Origin of the sequence: Hymenobacter sp. BRD67, assembly GCF_013256425.1 — a bacterium.
Classification (GTDB): Bacteria; Bacteroidota; Bacteroidia; order Cytophagales; family Hymenobacteraceae; genus Hymenobacter.
This window is the reverse complement of record NZ_CP053904.1, coordinates 186674-208340: the sequence shown is the minus strand read 5'-3', so window position 1 is coordinate 208340 and position 21667 is coordinate 186674. Positions and strand designations below refer to the sequence as shown.

General features: G+C 61.9%; 29 protein-coding genes, 1 tRNA gene and 3 pseudogenes. 13 read left to right on the top strand and 20 right to left on the bottom strand.

Going from position 1 to position 21667, the window contains the following annotated elements:
* Positions 1 to 108 precede the first annotated feature (108 nt).
* Positions 109 to 543, bottom strand: coding sequence for a GNAT family N-acetyltransferase (locus tag GKZ67_RS00970; protein WP_173240758.1), 435 nt, complete (start codon positions 541 to 543; stop codon positions 109 to 111).
* 126 nt (positions 544 to 669) lie between these two features.
* Here GKZ67_RS00970 and GKZ67_RS00965 point away from each other — a divergent pair, with 126 nt between their 5' ends.
* Positions 670 to 960: a DUF3817 domain-containing protein gene (locus GKZ67_RS00965; RefSeq protein ID WP_173240757.1), complete on the top strand. Its 291-nt coding sequence runs from the start codon at positions 670 to 672 to the stop codon at positions 958 to 960.
* 109 nt (positions 961 to 1069) lie between these two features.
* Here GKZ67_RS00965 and GKZ67_RS00960 read toward each other — a convergent pair whose 3' ends face one another.
* Entirely contained in the window at positions 1070 to 2164 is a 1095-nt protein-coding gene (locus GKZ67_RS00960) for a PhoH family protein (protein WP_173240756.1), read from the bottom strand.
* A 205-nt stretch (positions 2165 to 2369) separates the two neighbouring features.
* Between GKZ67_RS00960 and GKZ67_RS00955 the strand changes: the two genes are divergently transcribed.
* The 7 genes and pseudogenes from GKZ67_RS00955 (at position 2370) to GKZ67_RS00930 (ending at position 5799) form a co-directional block, all read left to right on the top strand.
* Positions 2370 to 3131, top strand: coding sequence for an SAM-dependent chlorinase/fluorinase (locus GKZ67_RS00955; protein WP_254244988.1), 762 nt, complete (start codon positions 2370 to 2372; stop codon positions 3129 to 3131).
* Positions 3083 to 3208, top strand: a pseudogene (locus GKZ67_RS24260) (SAM hydroxide adenosyltransferase); the annotation flags it as partial. The gene GKZ67_RS00955 and the pseudogene GKZ67_RS24260, both read left to right, overlap by 49 nt.
* Before the next feature lie 378 nt (positions 3209 to 3586).
* The gene (locus GKZ67_RS00950; RefSeq protein WP_173240755.1) at positions 3587 to 3874 is read left to right on the top strand and encodes a putative quinol monooxygenase; all 288 of its coding nucleotides are present in this window, start codon (positions 3587 to 3589) and stop codon (positions 3872 to 3874) included.
* A 50-nt stretch (positions 3875 to 3924) separates the two neighbouring features.
* Positions 3925 to 4473 (top strand): Fe-S protein assembly co-chaperone HscB, encoded by a 549-nt coding sequence (hscB, locus tag GKZ67_RS00945; protein ID WP_173240754.1) that lies wholly within the window; start codon positions 3925 to 3927, stop codon positions 4471 to 4473.
* Between the two features lie 23 nt (positions 4474 to 4496).
* Positions 4497 to 4578 (top strand) — tRNA-Leu (locus GKZ67_RS00940).
* Positions 4579 to 4764: 186 nt separating this feature from the next.
* Positions 4765 to 5001 carry a hypothetical protein gene (locus tag GKZ67_RS00935; protein WP_173240753.1) on the top strand — a complete coding sequence of 79 codons (237 nt, stop codon included), beginning with the start codon at positions 4765 to 4767 and terminating at the stop codon, positions 4999 to 5001.
* A gap of 201 nt (positions 5002 to 5202) precedes the next feature.
* Positions 5203 to 5799, top strand: coding sequence for a hypothetical protein (locus GKZ67_RS00930; RefSeq protein WP_173240752.1), 597 nt, complete (start codon positions 5203 to 5205; stop codon positions 5797 to 5799).
* Positions 5800 to 6178: 379 nt separating this feature from the next.
* Here GKZ67_RS00930 and GKZ67_RS00925 read toward each other — a convergent pair.
* The 17 genes and pseudogenes from GKZ67_RS00925 to GKZ67_RS00855 all read right to left on the bottom strand — a co-directional run bounded on the left by GKZ67_RS00925 (position 6179) and on the right by GKZ67_RS00855 (position 16891).
* Positions 6179 to 6878, bottom strand: a pseudogene (locus GKZ67_RS00925) (integrase core domain-containing protein).
* A gap of 239 nt (positions 6879 to 7117) precedes the next feature.
* Positions 7118 to 7642 (bottom strand): T9SS type A sorting domain-containing protein, encoded by a 525-nt coding sequence (locus GKZ67_RS00920; protein WP_173240751.1) that lies wholly within the window; start codon positions 7640 to 7642, stop codon positions 7118 to 7120.
* Entirely contained in the window at positions 7543 to 7938 is a 396-nt protein-coding gene (locus tag GKZ67_RS00915; protein ID WP_173240750.1) for a hypothetical protein, read from the bottom strand. Before GKZ67_RS00915 ends, GKZ67_RS00920 begins: the two co-directional genes overlap by 100 nt.
* Positions 7938 to 8411, bottom strand: coding sequence for an RCC1 domain-containing protein (locus GKZ67_RS00910; protein ID WP_254244987.1), 474 nt, complete (start codon positions 8409 to 8411; stop codon positions 7938 to 7940). The genes GKZ67_RS00915 and GKZ67_RS00910 overlap by 1 nt, the downstream gene beginning before the upstream one ends.
* Positions 8306 to 9388, bottom strand: a complete 1083-nt coding sequence (locus GKZ67_RS00905; protein WP_254245301.1) for an RCC1 domain-containing protein — start codon at positions 9386 to 9388, stop codon at positions 8306 to 8308. Before GKZ67_RS00905 ends, GKZ67_RS00910 begins: the two co-directional genes overlap by 106 nt.
* On the bottom strand, positions 9292 to 9765 hold the full coding sequence (locus tag GKZ67_RS22850; protein ID WP_254244986.1) for an RCC1 domain-containing protein: 474 nt from the start codon (positions 9763 to 9765) through the stop codon (positions 9292 to 9294). The genes GKZ67_RS00905 and GKZ67_RS22850 overlap by 97 nt, the downstream gene beginning before the upstream one ends.
* A 47-nt stretch (positions 9766 to 9812) precedes the next feature.
* Positions 9813 to 9872: pseudogene (locus GKZ67_RS24895) on the bottom strand (RCC1-like domain-containing protein); the annotation flags it as partial.
* Between the two features lie 756 nt (positions 9873 to 10628).
* The gene (locus tag GKZ67_RS00895) at positions 10629 to 10994 is read right to left on the bottom strand and encodes a MoaF-related domain-containing protein (protein ID WP_173240746.1); all 366 of its coding nucleotides are present in this window, start codon (positions 10992 to 10994) and stop codon (positions 10629 to 10631) included.
* Between the two features lie 64 nt (positions 10995 to 11058).
* Positions 11059 to 11385, bottom strand: a complete 327-nt coding sequence (locus GKZ67_RS24255; protein WP_410505037.1) for a dioxygenase — start codon at positions 11383 to 11385, stop codon at positions 11059 to 11061.
* A gap of 72 nt (positions 11386 to 11457) precedes the next feature.
* Positions 11458 to 11895 carry a class III extradiol ring-cleavage dioxygenase gene (locus GKZ67_RS24250; protein ID WP_317172208.1) on the bottom strand — a complete coding sequence of 146 codons (438 nt, stop codon included), beginning with the start codon at positions 11893 to 11895 and terminating at the stop codon, positions 11458 to 11460.
* 129 nt (positions 11896 to 12024) lie between these two features.
* The gene (locus GKZ67_RS00885; protein WP_173240745.1) at positions 12025 to 12396 is read right to left on the bottom strand and encodes a nuclear transport factor 2 family protein; all 372 of its coding nucleotides are present in this window, start codon (positions 12394 to 12396) and stop codon (positions 12025 to 12027) included.
* 295 nt (positions 12397 to 12691) lie between these two features.
* Entirely contained in the window at positions 12692 to 13264 is a 573-nt protein-coding gene (locus GKZ67_RS00880) for a Crp/Fnr family transcriptional regulator (protein ID WP_173240744.1), read from the bottom strand.
* Positions 13265 to 13470: 206 nt separating this feature from the next.
* Positions 13471 to 13980 (bottom strand): response regulator, encoded by a 510-nt coding sequence (locus tag GKZ67_RS00875; RefSeq protein ID WP_173240743.1) that lies wholly within the window; start codon positions 13978 to 13980, stop codon positions 13471 to 13473.
* 4 nt (positions 13981 to 13984) lie between these two features.
* On the bottom strand, positions 13985 to 15172 hold the full coding sequence (locus GKZ67_RS00870; protein WP_173240742.1) for a sensor histidine kinase: 1188 nt from the start codon (positions 15170 to 15172) through the stop codon (positions 13985 to 13987).
* The gene (locus GKZ67_RS00865) at positions 15058 to 15483 is read right to left on the bottom strand and encodes a PAS domain-containing protein (RefSeq protein ID WP_254245300.1); all 426 of its coding nucleotides are present in this window, start codon (positions 15481 to 15483) and stop codon (positions 15058 to 15060) included. Before GKZ67_RS00865 ends, GKZ67_RS00870 begins: the two co-directional genes overlap by 115 nt.
* On the bottom strand, positions 15405 to 15944 hold the full coding sequence (locus tag GKZ67_RS00860; protein WP_173240741.1) for a PAS domain-containing protein: 540 nt from the start codon (positions 15942 to 15944) through the stop codon (positions 15405 to 15407). The genes GKZ67_RS00865 and GKZ67_RS00860 overlap by 79 nt, the downstream gene beginning before the upstream one ends.
* Positions 15893 to 16891, bottom strand: coding sequence for a PAS domain-containing protein (locus GKZ67_RS00855; protein ID WP_173240740.1), 999 nt, complete (start codon positions 16889 to 16891; stop codon positions 15893 to 15895). Before GKZ67_RS00855 ends, GKZ67_RS00860 begins: the two co-directional genes overlap by 52 nt.
* A gap of 476 nt (positions 16892 to 17367) precedes the next feature.
* Between GKZ67_RS00855 and GKZ67_RS00850 the strand changes: the two genes are divergently transcribed.
* Together GKZ67_RS00850 and GKZ67_RS00845 are read left to right on the top strand one after the other, a co-directional pair.
* Positions 17368 to 18000 (top strand): helix-turn-helix domain-containing protein, encoded by a 633-nt coding sequence (locus GKZ67_RS00850; protein WP_173240739.1) that lies wholly within the window; start codon positions 17368 to 17370, stop codon positions 17998 to 18000.
* Positions 18001 to 18078: 78 nt separating this feature from the next.
* Entirely contained in the window at positions 18079 to 18651 is a 573-nt protein-coding gene (locus GKZ67_RS00845; RefSeq protein WP_173240738.1) for a cupin domain-containing protein, read from the top strand.
* On the opposite strand, the gene GKZ67_RS00840 is transcribed toward GKZ67_RS00845, so the two are convergent.
* Complete coding sequence (locus tag GKZ67_RS00840; RefSeq protein ID WP_173240737.1) at positions 18641 to 19114, bottom strand: YybH family protein; 474 nt, start codon at positions 19112 to 19114, stop codon at positions 18641 to 18643. The two genes, GKZ67_RS00845 and GKZ67_RS00840, sit on opposite strands and share 11 nt — an antisense overlap.
* Before the next feature lie 553 nt (positions 19115 to 19667).
* Between GKZ67_RS00840 and GKZ67_RS00835 the strand changes: the two genes are divergently transcribed.
* The 3 genes from GKZ67_RS00835 to GKZ67_RS00825 are packed head-to-tail and all read left to right on the top strand — an operon-like array spanning position 19668 to position 21654.
* Positions 19668 to 20918, top strand: coding sequence for a tetratricopeptide repeat protein (locus tag GKZ67_RS00835; protein WP_173240736.1), 1251 nt, complete (start codon positions 19668 to 19670; stop codon positions 20916 to 20918).
* Positions 20810 to 21124 carry a hypothetical protein gene (locus tag GKZ67_RS00830; protein WP_173240735.1) on the top strand — a complete coding sequence of 105 codons (315 nt, stop codon included), beginning with the start codon at positions 20810 to 20812 and terminating at the stop codon, positions 21122 to 21124. Before GKZ67_RS00835 ends, GKZ67_RS00830 begins: the two co-directional genes overlap by 109 nt.
* Before the next feature lie 8 nt (positions 21125 to 21132).
* Positions 21133 to 21654 (top strand): sensor histidine kinase, encoded by a 522-nt coding sequence (locus GKZ67_RS00825; protein ID WP_173240734.1) that lies wholly within the window; start codon positions 21133 to 21135, stop codon positions 21652 to 21654.
* Positions 21655 to 21667: the final 13 nt, after the last annotated feature.

Below are 21667 nucleotides of genomic sequence, written 5' to 3'. Positions count from 1 at the left end.
ATACTTACTAAAACCCGCTGAAAGGCGCAGGTGAAACTTCACAAAGCGCCTTAGCTACTGATTACCAATAACTAGTCAGCTCTACGCCCTACACCGCCCGGCTCGCTCCTACCCCAGCACCATCTTATAGTGCTGAATATCGCACTCCTCAAACATCTCCCCTACTTTCCGGAAGCCGGTGCGCTCGTAGAGCGGAATAGCGCGCAGCTGGGCATGCAGGTACACCTGGGCGGCATCGGAAGCTTCGGCGCGTACGTCGGCAAGTACCTGGTGCACGAGGGCTTCGCCCACGCCGTGGTTACGAAAGCCGGGCAGCACGGCAAAGCGCTCAAGCTTTACGCCCTGCTCGGTGGGGCGCCAGCGGGCCGCGCCGGCCGGCAGGCCATCTACGTGAGCCAGGTAGTGGCGGGTGGTAGCCGCGCGGTCGTGCTGGTCGTACTCGGCATCGGCGGGCACATTTTGCTCGCCCACAAATACTTTCTCCCGGATGGTAAAGGCCGCGTCAAGGTCGCGCAGGTCGGTAATTTTATGAACGGTGGTCATGGACGAAGCTGATAAACGGCGTAATCGACCGCAAATATCCGGGCCTGGCGGCAGAATCCGGACGCGCCGGCTACGGCCCGGCCATTGGGCAACCAGCCGCCTAAGCAGGCGGCGTATCTTTGCGTTATGCTTGCTTATCTAAACACGTCACTGGGCCGTTTGCGTGGCATCAGCATTCTGGAAGGTCTTTCGCTGCTGGTGCTGCTGGGCATTGCCATGCCGCTGAAATACCTGGCCGGCCAGCCGGAAGCGGTGCGCATCGTGGGCATGGCCCACGGAATATTTTTTATTTCCTATGTCTTACTACTGGTGCAAAACACCATCGAGCAGGGCTGGTCGGTGGGCAAGGCTGCGCTGGGGCTCGTGCTATCGGTGCTGCCCTTCGGGCCTTCTATGCCGAGCGGCGGCTGTTTGTAGCCGCTGCGCAGGAGCCATTGGCACGCTGAATATAAATTATTTACTATATAAAAAAGAAGCCCCGACCAATGCTGGCCGGGGCTTCTTTTTGAGAGGACTTATTCCTTTTTTACAGAGCCTGCTCGTGGTTGAGAGGCAGGTCAGCCTCAGCGAGCTCGGCCGGGCGGCGGCCGTGCTCAGCGCGCCCATGGCCATTGCTGCGGTCGTTGCCCTCGTGGCGACGCTGCTTAAACTCGGCTTCGCGGCGCTGCTCGGCCACGTCGTATTTGTCGTAGGCCTGCACGATTTCCTTTACCAGCCGGTGGCGCACCACGTCGTCGGCAGTCATCTCTACGTAGCCGATGCCGGGAATATCACGCAGAATATCAAGCGCCTGCATCAGGCCCGACTTCTGGCGGGTGGGCAGGTCAATCTGGCTGCGGTCGCCATTCACCATCACTTTCGCCGAGGGCCCCATGCGGGTCAGGAACATCTTAATCTGGCTGGGGGTGGTGTTCTGGGCTTCGTCGAGCAGCACGAAGGCGTTGTTCAGGGTCCGGCCGCGCATGTAGGCCAGCGGGGCGATTTCGATAATCTTGTTCTCCTGATAAAATTTCAGCTTTTCGGCCGGAATCATATCTTCCAGAGCATCGTAAATCGGGCGTAGGTAGGGGTCTACCTTTTCCTTCATATCGCCAGGCAGGAAACCCAGGCTTTCGCCGGCTTCCACCACGGGGCGCGAGATAATAATTTTTTTAACCTCTTTATTTTTGAGCGCCCGCACCGCCAGCGCCACCGAAATATAGGTTTTGCCGGTACCGGCGGGCCCAAGCGTGAAGGTGAGGTCGTGCTTCATCACGGTATCCACCAGCTTTTGCTGGTTGGGCGTTTTGGCCTTGATGACGCCGCCTTTGGCCCCAAACAGGATGACATCGGGCGAGGCCGCCAGCACCCGGCCTTCGGCCTCCTCGGAGGTGGCGGAAAGGTACTGGTTCACGTCGCGGTCGGTGATGGCGCCGTACTGATGATAGTGCTCAATGAGTGAGCTAAGGATATCGTTGACCCGCGAAATGACTTCGGCAGGGCCCTGAATCTTGATTTCGTTGCCCCGGGACACGATTTTACTGCCCGGAAAAGCAGCCGAAATGCGACGAATATTCTGGTTATCGGCCCCCAGGAAGTCAACCAGGGACACATTTTCGAGGGTGATGACTTTTTCGAGCAAGCTGGAAAGGCAGAGGAAAGGGGAGAGAAAAGAAAAGAAAGCTTAATGACTGCAGCCCGGCATGGGCAGCTGGCATTATTTTTAAGCGTAGCCCATTGGGCCGGAAACTCCCGGCCGACTACCGGAAATCGGGCTACTTTTGCAGCCGCGCCGGCCGGCTGGCCGGCCACTAAACAATACTACGAAGAACCTGGCAACTGCGGGCATGGGGGTACTGACACTGCTTACGGATTTTGGCTACCGCGACCAGTATGTGGCCGCGCTCAAAGCCCGTTTGCTGCACCTGGCCCCTACGCTGCCGGTGCTCGACCTTACGCACGGGGTCGAACCCTACAACATCGCCCACGCCGTACACGTTCTCCGGGCCGTGTTTCGTGACTTTCCATTGGGCACCACGCACCTCATCACGGTGAGCGACTACGGAGCCAGCGATGCCGGCGCGGTAGCCGCGCCGGCCTGGCACGCCGCCGAGTTTGAGGGTCACTATTTCGTAGCCGCCGACAACGGCCTGCTGCCCCTGCTTTGCGATGGCATCCCGGCCCAGCTCGTGCGCCTGAATGCCCCGGCCCCGCCCGCACCAGCGACCCCAGCGCCCGCGATAGCTGCCAGTAACCTTCAGCCCGTTTCCCTGAACCCCACGCGCGATATTCTGGCGCCGGCCGCCGTGCGCCTCGCTCAGGGGCAGCCGCTGAGCAGCCTCGGGCCGCCGGCTACCGAGGCTTATCTGCTCACCAATCGCCAGCTGCGCCTGCAGGACAACCGCATTACCGGCCACGTGGTACACGTAGACCACTACGGCAACCTGATTACCAACATCTCGCGGGAGGCGGTGGAGGTGGTGGGCCGGGCCGCCCGGCTACCGTCCATTTTGGCCGCGAGGTGGTGCGTGAGCTGCGCCCGCACTTCGCGGCAGCACCGCCGGGCGAGATTGTTTGCACATTTAACCCCCAAGGCTGCTTGTCGATAGCCATCAACCAGGGGCACGCCAGCGAGCTGCTGGGCCTTTACTTTGATTCGCAGGTAGATGTGCGCTTTACTAGTTAATCCACAAAAAAAGCCCGAATACTATATAGTATCCAGGCTCTTAGGCCGCCACTACCGGCTATTGCTTGGGAGCTTGAGCAGAATCTACTTTTACAGCAGTACTATCGGAAGCTTTATTGGCTTCACTGGGTATTACCACGGCTGTTTTGTCGGTTTCAGTGGTTTTGGGCTTGCTATTGCACGAAGCAAGCAGCGACAGAGCCGTGAGGGCCGGAGCCGCCAGCCAAAGGGCACGGGGAGCGTAACGCATAAAAAAAGTCAGTAAAATGTAAAAAACAAGTTCCTATGTACGCCCGGCGGCTGGAAGGGTTAAGCTCGAGCTTACTTTTTTAGCACCACGGCCTCTTAGCTACAACGCCCTGCAAATCAAACTTTCCTGTGCTCATCCGCATCGTTCGCCTCACGCTCCAGCCCGCCCGCACGGCCGACTTCCTGGCCTTGTTCCGGCAATCGGAAAGCCGCATTCGCCAGCAGCCCGGCTGCCGCCATCTGGAGCTGTGGCAGGATGCCGACGAGCCTCACATTTACTGTACCTACAGCCATTGGGACGATAGTACTGCCCTCAATGCCTACCGGCGCTCGGAGCTGTTTGGCCAGGTGTGGCCCGCCACCAAGCGCCTGCTGGCCGAGCCAGCGCAGGCGTTTTCGGTAATAAAAGCCAACTAAAACGCCGGAGTTGTCTTTATTATATAACCAAGTACCGGCCGCTTATTTCTATGCCTGATACGCCCAATTACTTTGACTTTTATGGCTTGCCCGAAGCGTTTTTGCTTGATGAAGCGGCGCTCAAAAGCAAATACTACCAGCTCAGCCGCGAGCTGCACCCCGACTTTCACGCCCAGGACACCCCCGCTGCGCAAGCCGAAGCGCTACGCCTGAGCACGCTCAATACCGACGCCTACCGTACCCTTGCCGACCCTGACCGCCGCATGGCCTACCTGCTGGCTCTGCACGGCCTGCTCGAAGAAGGCAGTGCGCAGAATCAACTCCCCGCTGACTTTCTGATGGAAGTAATGGACCTCAACGAGCAGCTGATGGAGCTGGAGTTCGAGCCGGACCACACTGCCAGCGCCAAGCTCGAAGCAGAGGTAGCTACCTTAGCCGCTACGCTCGACGCTGGCATCGAACCTGTGTTAGCCGGTTATGCGGGCCTGCCTGCTGACCACCGCCCCGCCGCACTGGCGCAAGTGCGCACATATTACCTAAAAAAGCGCTATCTCTTGCGGCTTCGCCAACAGTTGGCTACCTTTGCGGCCCGCTTGTGAATACCGACCAAGCCGGATAAGTTGCCCAGATGGCGGAATCGGTAGACGCGTTGGTCTCAAACACCAATACCGCAAGGTGTGCCGGTTCGACCCCGGCTCTGGGTACGACCCTCTAAGATGGGAGGGTAAGATTAAGCCCTCGAAAAGCCGTAAATCGTTGATTTAATGGCTTTTCGAGGGCTTTTTTCGTGCGACATGAGCTGTGCGCTCTGTGGCGGGAAGAATGCTCCCAATTCTGCCCTTACCCTGCCGCCAGTGTGCCCCACACGCCACCTCACTTCTCATCTTTTCATGAACATTCACTTTGAGCGACGGACGGACCGGCCAGACACCCAGGGACGGTGTGTTATTCACCTGCGGGCAACATTTGATGGGCAGGGGCTGCGCCTGGCCACCGGGGAACAGTGCATAGCGGCGGACTGGAAAGATAAGCAGGGCTGGTTCCGCAAGTCATTTACCGACCTGGATAATGCGACGCTGCGCCTGAAAGCGCAGCGCAACCGCCTGGAAGATGCCTACAGCACTTAGGGCGTAACTCCCACGGTAGCGACGCTGAAGTCGGTGATGGCCACTGCGAGCGAGCCGGCGACCCCTGCGCCGGGGCTGGTGGAGCTGCTGGACGAATTTCTGGCGTTTTGGTGGCGCGGGGTTTTCGAGCTAATACGGTGATAAGGCTACAAGACCACCCGCAACGCGGTGGCGGAATAGGTAGCCACAGTGCCGGGCGGCGTGACGGCGGCCGGTTATGACGCGGTGGCGCATGATGCCCTGCTGGGCTGGCTGCGGGCTGAGAAAGGGCTCGGTCAGAACACGATTGCCGGCATCGTCAGGCATCTGAAACCGTTTCTAAGCTGGGCGCGCGACGACCGCAAGCAGGTGCTGAGTGTGGAGCCATTGAAGCTGGCGGTAGAGTGGGAAGACATGGAAAAGTGCTGGCTATCGGCGGCGGAGCTGGACCAGGTGGCTAGCGCGCTGCTGCCCAACAACCTGACGCTGGTGCGGGATGCCTTCGTGTTTTGCTGCTACGCGTGCCTGCGCTACTCGGACCTACACGACCTGCATGCGGGCAACCTATATTACTGGGATGGGGGAAGGGTGCTGACGCAGACGAAAACCCGAACCGGCGTGAGCGTCTACCTGACTCCGCCCGCGCTGGCGCTGCTGGCCAAGTACACCGACACGCAGTCGCGGCTGCTGCCGGTGATGGCGAATGCGGTGATGAACCGCTACCTCAAACGCATTGCGCGGCTGTCGAAGGTGAAGCGCCCGGTGGAGGTGGTGGAAACGATGGCCGGGCAAGTGATGAAGCGGGCAGTGCCGAAGTGAGAGCTGGTAACGATGCACACGGCCCGTCATACGTTCGCTACGCAGTCACTCATGCGCGGGATGCCAGTGGAGGTATTGCAAAACGCCAAGATTCAAACTACGCTCATCTACGCCAGGATTGTCGAGGACTTTCAGCACCAGACCATGCGGCGAGTGTGGGAGGGCCTACCGGATAGCGGGACGGGCCCGACTTCAGCTATCGTGTGCGCGGTAGTGCCGGGGCGGCGTAGCCGGCGGGCACTACCGAGGATGACACCACTACTACTGCGGGTGAGAGAGTACCCGGTAGGGCCGAGTGCCTTTTGCCTGCCTTTTGGGTGGGAGCAGCCTGCGGGCAGGCTGGGGTCAGCGCTCATGCAGGGCGGCGGCTACTTCCCGCTCAGGCAGGCCTATGTACTGGCAGAACTCCCCTATTGACACTGAGGTGGTCGGTTGCATAGTCCCAGCGTGAGGTGGGTCGGGTTTTGGGTAAAGATAGTGGGGTTTTTTGCCACTGCGCACAGACAAATTGGTGTGGGGTCAGCCCGCGCAAGGTCTTCAAGCGTTTGGCATGGTTGTAGACCAGCAAAAAGGCTTGCAGGTGCTCGTTGAGTTCGTCGGTGGTCTGGTAGTGGTAGCGCTGGACCGTGGCTTCTTTGATGGGGCGGTTCAGGCGCTCGGCGGGACCGTTGGTCCACGGGTGCGCCGGGTTGGTCAGGCGATGCTCCACCCCGAAGGCGCGGCAGATGCGGGCAAAGCTATGCCCGCCCGGAAACCACTGGTGCGGCTGCCAGGCAAACTGTACGCCGTTGTCGGTCAGTACAGGTGCACCTTGTAAGGGAGCTTTTCCAGCACCCGGCGCAGGAAGTCGGCCGCGACCATGCGCGTGGCCCGCGGGTGCAAGTGTGTCGGCGAAAGGCCACGGCAATGGCTTCCTGCTCAGCCGTGCGCACCGTTGAAACCGGCTGCGGGCCCATGCGAGCGTCGGCGGTGGTCGGCCGCTTGCGCCACTTGGCTACGGTTTTTGGCTTGATGCTGTAGCGTGTGGCTAGCGCGAATTCTGGGTCAGTGTACGGGTTCTGATCTTGCGTACGCCTCACCCCCGGCCCCCTCTCCGAAAAGGAGAGGGGGAGCCAGGCTGGCAAAAAACGTACACTCACCCAGAATCCGCGCTAAGCTTTGTAGGCTTTCCTAGCTGTGTTGGCTAGCGCGCCGTATCGCCGCCGTTGCCGTGGAGTACTTGTCCCATAGGTCTGTGCGAAATTTCAGCCCGAAAAACACACCACCACTCCCTGAGACTATACAAAACTGCAGCTGGCCCACACTTTTTGATGCGCTCCTACTCCACCGCCAGGCGCAGGGCCTGGGTGCCGGCGCGCACCACGTACACGCCGGCCGGCAGCCCGGTTGGCAGCGCCAGCGCGGCCGTGCCCGCCGCATCGGCCGGGGCCGAGGTCACGAGGCGGCCCAGCGCGTCGTACACCGTCACCACCGTGCCGGGCTGCGCGCCACTGAGCGTAGCCCCCGGCGCGGTGGCCGGGTTGGGGTACAGAGTCAGGCCGGCTTGGGCAGCCAGCGTCACTACCCGCACCGGCGAGTAGCTGAGCGTGCCGTCGATATCTACCTGCCGCAGGCGGTAGTAGGCGGTGGCCACACCAGCGGGCAGAGCGGCATCAAGCAGCTCGTAGTGGCGGGCATTGCTGCTGATGCCCGCGGCCGCCACCGTGCCGATGCGCGCGAAACTGGTGCCATCGGGGCTGCGCTCTACCTCAAAGAAGGCACTGCTTTTCTCCGAAGCCGTAGCCCAGGCCAGGCGCACGGCGGCCGGGCCGGCGGCCGTGGCCGTGAAGGCCGTGAGCTCCACCGGCAGCGGGCCTGGTTGCGAATGTAGACCAGTGAGTTGGTGGTCGTGCCATCACCAAGCTGACCAAGACTGTTATAACCAGCCATAAAGACCGCCGCGCCCTGGCCCAGCACCAGCGCGTGGTTGGCCCCCGGCCCCACCGCCAGCCCACGCCACTGCGTCAGGCCGCTGTATTCGGCCGCCGGAGTCGTGCTATTGGTCGTCGAGTTGATGCCTAGCTGGCCGTAGGTATTATAGCCCCAGGTGTAGAGCTTACCATCGGCCGCCAGGGCCTGCGAAATGTAGTTGTTGGCCATCACCTGCACCAGGCGGGTGCCGGCCGGCAGCGCCCCTGGCTCACGGCGTTGGGCGTACTATTGGCGGTGCTGTTGGTAGTGCCATTGCCCAGCTGGCCGTCGTTATTGCTACCCCAGGCATAGACCGTTCCATCGGCGGCCAGCGCCACCGCGTGGTAGTTGCCGGCCGCTATCTGCACCAAGCGCGTGCCCGTGGGCATGGCCCCCTGACTCACGGCCACTGGCGTGCTGCTGCTGGTGGTAGTGCCGATGCCCAGTTGGCCATTATTATTCGCGCCCCAGGCGTAGGCGGTGCCATCGGCTGCCAGGGCCAGCGAGTAATTGCTGCCGACGGCCACCTGCACCAGGCGCACGCCGGCCGGCAGGCTCACGGCCACTGGCGTGCTGCTGCTGCTGGTGGTTCCGTTGCCCAGCTGGCCATTACTATTCGAGCCCCAGGCATAGGCCGTCCCATCGGCGGCCAGCGCCAGCATGTGCGAGGGACCAGCCGCCACCTGTACCAGGCGCGTGCCCGTGGGCATGGCCCCTGGCTCACTGCCCCCGGCGTGCTGCTGCTGGTGGTAGTGCCGTTACCTAGTTGGCCGAAGTTATTGTAGCCCCAGGTGTAGGCCGTGCCACTAGCGGCCAGGGCTATGGTGGAGAAGTCGCCGGCCGCTACCTGCACCAGGCGCGTGCCCGCAGGCATGGCACCCTGCCCGACGGCCACGGGCGTACTATTGGCGGTGCTGCTGGTGGTGCCATTGCCCAACTCGCCGTGGGTATTGCTACCCCAGGCGCCTAGAACGCCGCTGGCTTGCACGGCCACCGTATGCCGGCTGCCCACGGCGGCCTGCACGTAGCCGCGCGGCTGGACCAGCCCGACTACCGCCACCGGCGTGGTGGCCTGCGTGGTCGAGCCGCTGCCCAGCTGGCCGCTGCCGTTGGCGCCCCAGGCATAGGGCATGCCGTCGGCCGCCAGCGCCAGCGAGTGCGCGGCCTGGCTGCCGGCCGCCACCTGCCCAAAGAGCAGGCCGGTCGGGGCGGCGCCCTGGCTCACGGCCACCGGCGTACTGCTGCTGGTGTTGGAGGTGTTGCCAAGCTGGCCGCTGGTGTTGTCGCCCCAGGCGTAGAGGCTACCATTGGCGGCCAGGGCCAGCGAATGCGTGGCCCCGGCCGCCACCTGCACGAAGCGGGTGCCGGCCGGCATAGCCGCCGCCAGCGGGGCGTTACTCGAAGCGGTAGTAGCGGTGCCGAGCTGGCCGGCGCTGTTCAGGCCCCAGGCATAGACCGTGCCGTCGGCAGCCAGGGCCAGCGAGAAGCCTTGCCCGGCGGCCACCTGCACGAAGCGGGTGCCGGTCGGAGCGGCGCCCTGGCTTACGGCCACCGGCGTACTGCTGCTGGTGTTGGAGGTGTTGCCCAACTGGCCGCTGGTGTTGTCGCCCCAGGCGTAGAGGCTACCATCGGCGGCCAGGGCCAGCGAATGCGTGGCGCCAGCGGCCACCTGCACGAAGCGGGTGCCGGTCGGGCGGCGCCCTGGCTCACCGGCACCGGTGCCGTGCTCGGGGCTGTAGTGCCGTTGCCGAGCTGGCCGCTAGCGTTGCCGCCCCAGGCATAGAGGCTGCCGTCGGCGGCCAGGGCCAGGGCGTGCAGCTGCCCGGCGGCTACCTGCACGAAGCGCCCGCCGGTGGGCAAGCTCACCGCCACGGGCACCTGGCTGGAGGCCGTGGTGCTATTGCCGAGCTGGCCGCTGGCATTGTCGCCCCAGGCGTAGGCAGTGCCATCGGCGGCCAGGGCCAGCGAAAACAGTTTGCCGGCCGCCACTTGGACCAGGCGGGTGCCGGTAGGCATAGCCCCGAGCTCACAGCCACTGGCGTGCTGCTGCTGCTGGTGCTGCCGTTGCCGAGCTGGCCGCTGCCGTTGGCGCCCCAGGCATAGAGGCTACCATCAGGCCGCACCAGCAGCGAGTGGGCGCTGCCCGCGGCAAGCTGGCCGTTGGGCGGCAGGCGGCGGGCCGACGGCAGCCCGGCCTGACTGACCAGGGATACCAGAAGCAGAACTACTAGTCCAACCGGCCGGCCGAGAAAAACTTGGCGCAGCGTTGCGACAAGCCAGTAATAGAAAGCAGTCATAAAGCGTCCAGCAGTGGTGGATAAGGAGCAAGTGCCCGGTGTATGGGAGTTGACCGGATGCTTCAGGTGCGGGAAAAGAGCAACGGTACCCGCGCCCGGCCCCAAAATCACACTTCCCACCTAACAGCCCGGCAAAGGTACCGGCCATTTCAACGCGGGGGTATCGCATAAACATGCGATGGCCTGGACGCGCGGACTCTAAAGCTGTCATTCAAGCACACCGCAAAATCCAGGCTGGGCGTAGCGGTATCCGGGCAGGGCATCCCCACTGGAGCCTGCGCTTTCCTAAAGGCGGGGGCGATGCGGAATGACAGGGCACAGGTCTACCACGCCTAAGAGGGACCAGGATAATAAAAATCCGTTTTTTCTATACATCCTGTTCGCAACAAGTTGTGGACTTGATGGGACTTCGCATACTTACCGAAAGCAGCAAGTAAAGAGTAGAGCTAAGCAAAAAAGCTCGAAAATTACTCGTATCAAATAATATATTTTTTATTATCCTACTCCCTCTTAGTAAGCTGGAGGGAAACCCTGAAGTGGTGCCAATATCAGGCGCAGGCTTTTGGTTAGCAGCACAGGGCTTTAGTTCACAATTTTTAAGGTGCCTTTTAGGTGCAAAAACTCTCCGTTCCGGCTTGTAATATTCTTATATACGACACTCTGAGTAAAGTCCTGGATGTGAACGACACTGTCTCCTACGTGCGGTTCGTGCCAATACACCATATAGACATTGGGGGCAATTTCTGTGGCCGTATACGCTACCGAATCCATCGCCCCATTTTGCCCCTTGAAATTCATTTGCTCTTGGTCTTTAAAATCCAACACAAATGAAATTTCACCAAAATCGACTTCTACCCTTTTGCCAATTGCTGGATAGGGCGATTTTGGCACATCCAGCGTTAAGATGCCGGTTTCAATTTTTCGGAAAGGTTGGCCTTGTGCTTCCATGGGTAGTAAGTAAGATTGAATGAGTAGGCTTTTCGAACGCCGCGCGGCGCGCAGGCAGGGCGGCTCAGCCGAATTGAACGGACGTCATGTTCAGCGAGCCGGACACCACTTTGTCGTTGAAAATCAGGGGCTGCTCGTTTTTGTCCTGCAGCGCCAGCGTGTACAGCAGCGGGAAGTAGTGGTCGATGGACGGCACGGCGAGCCGGGCGGCCGGGCCCAAGCGCTCGTAGTGGATGAGGGCCTGGTGGTCGCCAGCCAGCAGGAGGCGCTTGAACACCTCGTTCATCTCCAGGGCCCAGGCGTGACCGTACGCGTCGGTGGGCTGTCCCGTCGGGGGCAGGGCCAGCAGGCGCAGGTTGTGTACCATGTTGCCCGAGCCGATGATGAGCACGCCTTTGCGGCGCAGTGCGGCCAGCTGCTGGCCCAGCGTAATGCCACTCGGCGGGCTTAGTGTAGTCCAGGCTCAGCTGCAGCACCGGGATGGTGGCGTGCGGGTACATCTGCCGGGTGATGCTCCAGGTGCCGTGGTCCAAGCCCCAGTCGTGGTCGAGGCCCACAGGCGTGTGGGCCAGGTGTGTCTGGACGTGGCGAGCCAGCGCGGGGGCCCGGGGGCCGGGTAGTCCACATCGAACAAGGCCTGCGGGAAGCCGCCGAAGTCGTGGATGGTGGAGGGCCGGTCCATGGCCGTGACGAAGGTGCCGCGCGTGAGCCAGTGCGCCGACACGCACAGCACCGCCCGGGGCTGCGGAATTTCCTGGCCCAGGCGGCGCCAGCGCGCGGTGAATTCGTTGTCTTCGATGGTGTTCATCGGCGAGCCGTGGCCCACGAACAGCACGGGCATCTTCACGTCCTGCTCGGGCAGGGAATCGGCCAGCGTTTTCAGGGAAGAAAGGGGTTGCATGGCAGCGGGTTGATAAGCAGTTCGGTGCGATTCAGCGGAGGCACTGCGCCGGCAGTAAAATCAGTGAAATGCCCCTGTCTGTTATGACAGGGGCATTCACTGGCGTTTCGATGGCGTTAGCGGGGCGTGTTAGGCAATAGGAAACATGGCCGTTTTCGCGGCGGTTTGCTCGCGCGGCACTTCTTCCTGCATGACGTCCCAATGCTCGACGAGTTTGCCGTCTTTCACCTTAAAATAATCGGCGGCCAGCATGGGCTTGGCGGCCCAGCCCGTGTAGCGGCCGTGGATGACGACAAAATCACCGTCCTCCATCACCAAACCGGGCTCGTATTTGAAGTCGGCGCCCAACCCGGCAATGATGTTTCTGATGGCTTCGTGCCCACTTGCGATGTGGGGGTTATGTTGAATGTATTCCGTGCCCCAGTACTTATCGATGGCGGATAAGTCGCGCTCAACGAAAAGCGCCTGCATGGCGGCTTTTACCAATTCCTTGTTGCTCATGATGAGTGGGGTGTGGGGATGAAAGTAGTGGTTGAAAGAATAGGCAGGACGCTGCAGCACCGGTCTATGGCACAAATGTCCTGGCCGCTCCACCCCCAACTGATTCGCCTATGCGAAGAAATTACCGGCTCCTTGTCCAAGGTCAACCCCGGTTTCATTCGATTCCCAACCAGCCTCCTCGTTACGGGCGGGCACTAGTACACTGGCGCAACCTGGCGGCTGCTGACGCCACTAGCGGACCGGAACGAGGGTAACGAGCCGGCAAGCCTAAGTGGCCGGCGGCAGCGGCTGTCCACTAGTCTTTGTTTCTGATTCGGCTAAGCGAGGAAGGCAACACGCCCAGGTAGGAGGCGATAAGGTATTGCGGCACCCGCTGCAACAAATCAGGTTGCTTTTCCACCAGGGCACGGTACCTCGCTTCGGTGTCTTTGGAATACGCGTCAGACAAGCGAACCAAGGTGTTCACGTACGAATGCTGAAAGTTGATTCGGAAGAAGGATTCCATCTTGGGAAACCTGCCGCAAACCGCTTCGAACCGGGACCGGGAAATCTCCCATAGCGCGCAGTTTTCCAAGGCTTTGATGGTAAACAGAGCGGTGGAGCCGGAGAAAAAGCTGCATAAATCAGCCATCCAAAAATTCTCCTTGGCAAATTGAATCACTTGGACCTCTCCGCTGTCCAGCGTCTTATAGGAAAACAACAGTCCTTTCTCGATAAAGAACATTTTATCATTCAACCCCTCTTCCGTCACCAGTAAGTCTCCCTTCTTGATGGACGTGTAGCGAAAGGCCCCCTTCATTGCCTCAAACTCGTCCGGGCTCACGTCTACTTTGGAGCGGATGTTTTGAAACAGCAAGTCTGAATTCATCGGTTCGTGCTAACGGGAAAGTGAGGCGCAGGCTGGCTAAAGCGGTAGCACGCGAAGGCAAGTTATTAACAGTAGTTGCATTGGCGGGTGATACTGCTGGCTCCTCCTTGGCTGTAGAAGGTAAGTTTAGCACATACCCGCTGAGCATCCAGCCCTCGTACGTCTTGCTGAAACTATTGCCAGTACACAGGGTGGGGTGCCAACTATTAATAGTTCTCGCCACCCGAACACGAAACAGGAATGGCCGCCTCCCCCGGAGCTAAGCTAAGCTGGCCGGCGGCCTGGCTCGGGGACTTAGTTGACGGGGCAGCGTGGCCGAAGTGGTCATACAGCACTTGGTTGACCTTGTCGCGGGTGAGGGGCTTGGTGAGGTAGCCGGCGATGGGCAGGCCCTGCATCTGCTCCACATCCTTCGGGTTGAGGGAGGTAGTGAGCATGATGACGACTGTGGGGTTTTCCCGTTCGGGCCGCTGGGCGTAGGCCTGCAGGAACTCAAAGCCGTTCATCAGCGGCATCTTCATGTCGAGCAGGATAAGGGCCGGGCAGGTGGGCGACGCAGGCAATTCGCAGTGCTGGTGCAGCAGGTCCAAGGCTTCCTGGCCGTTTTGGGCCACCAGCACGGCGTCGCTGATGGCCATGCGCCGAAGCAGCGTTTGGTTGAGGAAGTTAGTGGTGTCATCGTCGTCGACGAGCAGAGTGCAGGAAATAGCGGCCATGACTTCAGGAAGGGCGGTAGGCGGGAAAAGGGGCCGTGCCGGCGGGGGTGATGTGGGGCAGGAAAACGAAAAACGTGGTGCCAGCCCCGAGCTGGCTATGTACCTCGATGCGGCCGCCGGCGTTCTCGACCATGCGCTTGACCATGTAGAGGCCAATGCCCGAGCCTTCGACGTGGTCGTGGAAGCGCTGAAACATGCCGAAGAGCCGGGGCAGCTGGTCGGGCGCGATGCCGAGGCCATTGTCGTGCACTTCGAGCACCGTGTGGCCGGGGCGCACGTGGGCCCGCACATCTACGTGCGGCGGCCGGGCGGGCGAGTGGTACTTGACGGCGTTGCTGAGCAGGTTGTAGACGATGCTGCGCAGGTTTTTTTCGGAGAACTGAATGGCGGGCAGGGCCGGCACGTCGACCACCAGCTTGGCGCCGGTGGCCTGCAGCAGCGGCGCCAGGTCCTGGCGCACGTCCTCGACCACGGCGGCCAGGTTGACCTCGACCGCGTCGGCGGCGTGCTCTTTTTGCAGCTTGGACACATCGGTAAGATGCTCGATGGTGCGCTTGAAGCGCTCTACCGCATCGAGCATGCGGGTCAGGGTAGGGCCGACCTCGGCGTCCTGGGCCACTTTCGGGGGCAGCTCTTCCTGCAGCAGGTAGAGCAGGCCCTCGATGTTGGAGATGGGCGCCTTGAGGTCGTGCGAGGCGGTGTAGATGAAGTTGTCCAGGTCCACATTGGTGCGCACCAGCTGCTGGTTGGTGTCGCGGAGCTCGGCGGCCATGGCCTGGGCATGCTGGCGGGCCTGCACCTGCTCGGTGACTTCAAAGGCGAACACGAGCACGCCGTCGATACGGCCGTGGACGTCGCGGCGGGCCTGTTGGATGTAGTTGAAGTAGCGGTCTTCCAGCTCCCCGTCGCCGAGCCGGGCCAGGGGAATAAGCAGGGCTTTTTCCTCGCGCGTGACGCCGGTATCGTACACGTCGCGAAAGCCCTGATACACGGCGTGGCCCGCAATTTCGGGTAGGGCGTCGAGGATGGGACGGCCCAGCAGCTCACGGTTCGGAAACAGGTCCTGGTAGCCGGGGTTCACCAGCTCAAACACCAGGTCATCGCCGCCGAGAATGCAGATAGCGGCGGGGGCTTGCCTGAACAGGGCGTAGAGCTGCTCGCGTTGCGCCTCGCGCTCCTGGCGGGCCAGCACCTGCGGGCCACGTCGTAGGCAAAGGTGGAGATGCCCACGATTTCGCCGTTTTCGCGGTAGGCCTGGTAGGTGAAGGTGAAGTACATCTGCTTCGGCGGACCTTCGGGCTGGGCAATGAGCAGCGGCAATTCATAGCCGTAGTACGTCTCGCCGGTTTGGTAGACGTTGTCGAGCAGGTCCACCACGCCGCTGTCCACCGTTTCGGGCAGGGCCTCGGCCACCGTCCGGCCGATTAGCTCCCGGCCGGGGAAGAAGGCCTGGTACGCCGCATTGGTGTACTCGTAGCGGTGCTCGGGCCGCGCTGCACGCAGATGGCGGCGGGGGTTTGCGCAAATATCTGGTAGAAGGCTTCGCGCTCCTGCAGCTGACGCTCGGCGGCGGCCAGCACCTGGGCCTGCAGGGCCTCGGCCTGCTGGCGGGCCTGCACCAAGTCCGTCACCTCGAAGCCGAAGACGAGCACGCCGTCGATGCGGCCCTGCTCGTCGTAACGGGCCTGCTGGAGGTAGTTGAAGTAGCGGTCTTCCAAGACCCCGTCGGCGGTGCGCGCCAGGGGCACGTGCAGCGCCTGCTGCCAAAGGGGCTCGCCGGTTTCGAACACCCGCCGCATGGTGTGGTAGGCAGCATGGTCGGCCAACTCGGGCAGGGCTTCCCGCAGGGGTTTACCTAGCAGCTGACGTTCAGGGAAAAACTGCTGATAGATGGGATTGACCAGCTCGTAGGTCAGCTCCGGCCCGGCCAGGATGCAGATGGCCGCCGGCGCCTGCGCAAACAAGCGCTCGAGGCGCTGGCTTTGCGCCCGCACTTGCTCGGTGCGCTGCTGCACGCGGGTTTCGAGCTCCTGGTTGAGCTGCTCCAGCTGCTGGCGGCTAGCACCTGCTCGGTGACGTCGGTAGCGAAGACCTGCACACCCACGATGCGGCCGCGGCCGTCGCGGGCGGCCTGCACCGCAAAGGTGAAGTAGCGCAGCTCGCGCCGTCCCGACTGCGTGGGGTCGACGTAGTACGGGGCTTCGGCGGCGTAGTAGGGCTCGCCGGTGCGGTAGATGTGGTCGTAGAGCGCGGTGGCCTGGTAAGCGGAGTCGTCTTGGGTGGCGGCAACGGGTAGGGCCTCCAGGTAGGGCTTGCCCACCGGGTCGGGCACGCCAAACTGCTGACGGAAGCCTTCGTTGGCAAACTCAATGACGTGCTGCGGGCCTACCAGGCTGAGCACGACGCCGGGCGCCGCGCTCATAAACTCGTACAGACGCTGGCGCTGGGCGTCGGCATCGGCGCGGGCAGCCCGCTCGGCGGCCTGGCTTTCACGCAGGGCCAGTTCGACGGCGCTGCGGTCCTGGTCGCTGGTATCGGTGAAGCTGACCACGAGCAGTTCGCCGTTGCGCCGGGCCGCCAGGCGGAAGTAGTTGTCGAGCCCGTCGGCCTGGTAGTTGACTTCGTGCAGGCCGGGGTACCCCTCGGTGTACGCGCGCCGGTAGTAGGCAAGGATGCCAGCGGCCATGGACTCCGGAAAGCGGGTAAGCAGCGTGCCGCCCGGGCGCTCGGCCAGGCCGGTCATGCGCTGGCCGGCGGGGTTGAGGTAGTCGATGGCAAAATCCTCGATTTCCCCGTCCGGGTCGTAGACCGGGCGCAGCACGTTTACACCGGTGAGCGAGACGTCCAGCAGGTCACGCAACACGCTATCGGGAAAGGGCAGGGAAGTTGGGTCAAGGGTACCGGTCGCCATAGTAAGCGGGAAGAAAGCGAAATGAAGCGGCAACTTAGCGCAGCGGATGCTGGTAGCCGATTGAGTAACTGGGAATACGAAAGCTGAGCTTTCGCGACTGGACTGGCCGGAAAATGAAACGAGCGGGCCAGCTGGTCCGGCTCTTTGGCCAGGGGCACGCCTTCTTTGCCTGCCCGCCGTACCTGCCTGCCATACCCTGGGTAATACACGCCGGAATTAGCTACCTTACCTACTGAACGAACGCACGGCCGGAGCAGACCGGACCGCACGCCGCCCCGCGCCATGATTTACCAGGTAACGCTGCCTCACCCCGCCTTGCGAGCCTACGTGAAGGAGTATCTGCTCATCGACTTCGATTTTAGGGGCTGCCCGAGACGCCGACCAAGCTGCTGCCGGCGCGGGCTGAACACAGCCTTATTTTCTACCCGAGCGAGGCCTTCACCAAGGTAAACACTGCCCTGAACAAGCGCTTGGTCATGCCGCATACGCTGCTCCAAGGCCAGCCCCTGACGGTGTGGCACCACCATTACCCGCGCACGTTTCGGCTGGTAAAGGTCATTTTTCAGCCCGGCGGCCTGTTTCAGCTACTGGGCGGCGCCCCGCTGGCCGAATTGACCGACGCCGCCATCGACGCGGAATGCGTGTTCGGGCGAGAGGTGGGCGAGCTGCTTCAGCAGCTGATGAACACGGCGCGCTACGCCCAGATGCTGGCGGTCGTGGATGGGTACCTCGTGCAGAAGTTTGGGCGGCTGCGGCTGCGTTGCGAGCCCATTGACCGGGTCGGGCGCTGGCTGGCTGCCGCCAGCCCGGCGGCGTCACTGGAGTATCTGGCCCGGCAGTCGTGCCTGAGCTTCCGGCAGTTTGAACGCAAGTTTCGGGACCGGATTGGGGTCAGCCCAAAGCTGTATATGCGGATTGCGCGCTTCAACCGGGCCTATGCTCTCAAAGAGCACGCGCCGGCCCGCGACTGGCTGGACATTGCCCTGGCCTGTGGCTACGCCGACTACCAGCACATGGTGAAGGATTTTAAGCAGTTTGCCGGCGTGACGCCGCCGCTGCTGGTCGAGGCCGATGCCCGGGCGCCGGAGCACCTGCTGCGGCTGCGGTAAAGATGTCGCTTTTTGACCACTGCGCCGGGTGCTTAGCCAGATACATTTGCCTGCATCCTCCACCTTTCCTCCTCCGCCATGGATACGGACGCCCGCCGCACGGCTCTCAAAAACATTTCAGCGACCATGATGGGCCTGGCCCTTGCGCCCCACGCGGGGCTGGGCGCCTCCCCCACGGCGCAAAAATCACCCTTCGTGGTGCGGAGCGCCGACGCCCGCCCAGGGGGGCGCTACCGCCTGATGGGCTTCGACCTGGCCCTGAAAGTAGCGAGCCAGGACACGGACGGGCAAGTGTCCATCTTTGGGGGCAGCTACCGCAAGCACGACGGCCCGCCGCTGCACGTGCACTATGCGCAGGACGAGGTGTTCTATATCACCGAAGGCGAATTTTTGGTACAGGTGGGCCCGGAACGGTTTACGCTGAAAGCCGGGGATGTCATCTTTCTGCCCCGCAACATTCCCCATACCTTCCTGACGCTGAGCGACACCGGCCGGATGCTGTTTATGACCCACCCGAGCGGGAGCATCGAACAGCTGTTTCAGGAGTTGGCGGCACTGCCCCTTCGGCCACGCTGGAAGACGCGCAGAAAATTCATGTGGCCCACCAGCTCCGCATCGTCGGGCCCAAGCTCACGGCAGGCTAGGGTTTAAGGGTAGTAGATTCCAAGGTCACGTATAGCTCGGCCTGCAGCTTCCACTCCTTGTCTTTTTTACGCCACATGGCCGAGTAGTTGCCACCCCCGCGAAAGTAGCCGCCCTGCTGCCAGGAGCCGGTCCAGGTGCCGGTTTCCCAGGCCAGCAGGCCGTTGGGGTTCACGGCAATCTGATGCGGACGGCGCACATACCTCACATCGGAATGCAGCTGAAAAGCCTTTTGCCAACCGGCAAAGACGGAATCAGCCCCCGTTCTGTAGCCGCCATTGCCCCCAACCTGCACGAAGTCGGGCAGCCAGTAGCGGGCGATTCCGGCCACGTCGTGCCGGGCAATGGCCGCGTTGGAAGCTGCCCGCTGCCTGGCAATAACGGTTTTGGCAGCCGGTGGCTGGGACTGCCCCACCCCCGGCTGGTGGTAGAAAAGCAGGGTTGCGCTCACCAGGAGCAGGGGCTGATTCATAGGTTGGGGGAAGCGGGGAAAACCTGGCCAGCTGCAGCCGTACGAGACAAATCTGCTACGGCTGCAACCCCTGTACAGCTAATGCCAGACGTGACGGCTTGCAACTTCTCGCTGTTCAGGCCAATTTTAAAATTTGGGCTTGGTCTCTGCCAGTCCTTTCTCAGAAGCTGTTCAGGAAGTAGCCAGCAGAGAGCAAAACAGAAAAGACTCCCATAAAAGTGGGAAATTTGAGGTGCGCCCCATCTCCTTTCCCTCCTTCATGAAAGCCCTGGCCAAAGATATGATTACCCGTTGGATACTGCCCAATGCATAATTACCACCAGCAGTTTACAGCTGCATAATTATCGCCAGTAGCTACAGCAGATGCTACACCCTGGCCGGTAGCCGACCGGGCTGGCCCTTACGGCAGCGGCAAGGGCCTTTTACGGGCCACGCTAGCGATTGCAGAGCGACCCGGAGCCTATTTTACAGCGCAATAAATACAGTGTGCTAATCTGCTGATTTATTTGTAACTACGCAGTAATTCCCGGCAAGTATCACGCGGCTTTTATTTATGCAGGCTTTCTTCCGTAAAAGCTTTTTTATCATCATGGGGCTACTCGGGCTGCTGCCGCAACACAGCCACGGGCAGATGGGCATGAATACGCATTTGCAGCGCGACAGCCTGCGCGCCCTGCTCAATGCCCAGCCCATTGACACTAACCGGGTACTGCGTCTCATCCAGCTGGGCCAGCTCTATGAAGGCAGCCAGCCCGACTCGGCCAAGGCACTCTACCAGCGGGCGGGCCGCCTCAGCGAGCGCTTGCACTACCCGCTGGGCGTGGTAAAATACATTGCCAATTATACTTCCGTACTGAACATAGAGGGGCGGTTTGCCGAGTCAGCGCAGCTCAACCAGCGAGCGGTGGCACTAAGCCGCCGCTACCATTTGCGGCGCTACCTGGCGGTGTCGCTTGGCAACCTCTCCAACGTATACCTGCGCCAGGAAAACTACCCGCTCGCCATTGCTACCATGCTACAGGCACGGCCCCTGCTCGAAGCACTGCACGACCAATCTTCGTTGTCATTGCTTTACAATAGCTTGAGTGTGTGCTACGATAACTTACACCAGAATGCGGAAGCCCTGCGCTGCGGCCAGCAGGCGCTGGCGCTGGGCGAGACGATGCACGACGACTACCTGGTAACCCTGGCCTGCATACAGCTAGGCAACACTTACAAGGCTACCGGGCGCCTTCGGGAGTCACTGGCTACTTACCAGCGCGGCTATGCCCTGGCCAGAAAGCTGCGTGTGGTGGAGGCCCAAAAAAGCATTATTTTTAACCTGGGCGACCTGTATGTGCAGCTTGAGAACCCGGCCAAAGCCCGGCCGCTGTACCAGCAGGCAGTGCAGCTGGCCGATTCGATTCATGATGTGGAAGGGCAGGCCGAAGCCCGTAAAGGAATGGCCCTCAGCTACTATTTGGCCCAGCAGTATGGGCCGGCTGAACAATATGCCCGCCAGGGCCTGGACTTGGCGGGCCGGCATGGCATTAAGAAAGTGCAGCGCGACTGCTACGATGTGCTGGCCGACATTGCCATAGCGCAGGGCCGGCTGGTTGCAGGCCAACGCCTGCGCCACCAGGCCGATGCCCTGGGGAGACGCTGCTCGGCGCAGCCGTGCAGAAAAGCGCTCAGGAAGTGGAAACCCGCTACCGTGTGCAGCAGCAGCGCGCTGCGCTGGCCCAGCAGCGGCGCGAGCTGCTGCTGCGCCAGCACCAGGTGGCCCAGCAGCGCGGCTGGCTGCTGGCCGCCGGGGTGGGCGTAGGGATGCTGGGGCTGCTGCTGCTCAGCACCTACCGCTACTACCGCCAGCGCCATAAGCTGGATGCCCAGCGCCTGCAAACACTCCGCGCCGAAGCGGAGACCCAGCGCCTTAAAGCCCTGCTCGACGGCCAAGCGCAGGAGCGCCAGCGCATCAGCCAGGAAATGCACGACGACCTGGGGCGGGCCTCACCTCTATCCTTTACCTAAGCCATGCGTTGCAGGGGCCGCCCGCACAGGCGCTGCCGGCAGCAACGCGGATTGGCCAGGCGGCCAGCCAGCTGGTGGGAAAGATGAATGAGGTTATCTGGACCCTCAACGACGCACATGATACGCTCGAATCGCTGATGCTGTACCTGCGTACCAACACGGCCGAGCTGCTCGAGGATGCCGGCCTCGAATACGACTTTGACATTGAGGAGCCCGTGCCAGCCCTGCGCGTTGCCAAAGAGGTGCGGCGCAACGTGTACCTGATAGTGCGGGAGGCTGTTCACAACGCCATCAAGCACGCGTCCTGTCGGCGAGTGGCCATCCAGATACACTTTCGCGGCGGCCTGCACATATGCGTGCACGACGATGGGCAGGGTTTGCCCGCCCCGGCGGCGGCACCGGCGAACTGCCGCCTCGGCAACGGCCTGACGAACATGCACGCCCGTATGAGCCAGCTGGCCGGGCAGCTGAGCCTGGAAAGCGCGCCCGACGGCACCCGCGTGCGCCTCTGGTCGCCGTTGCCAGCCTAACTTTCGTGCTATT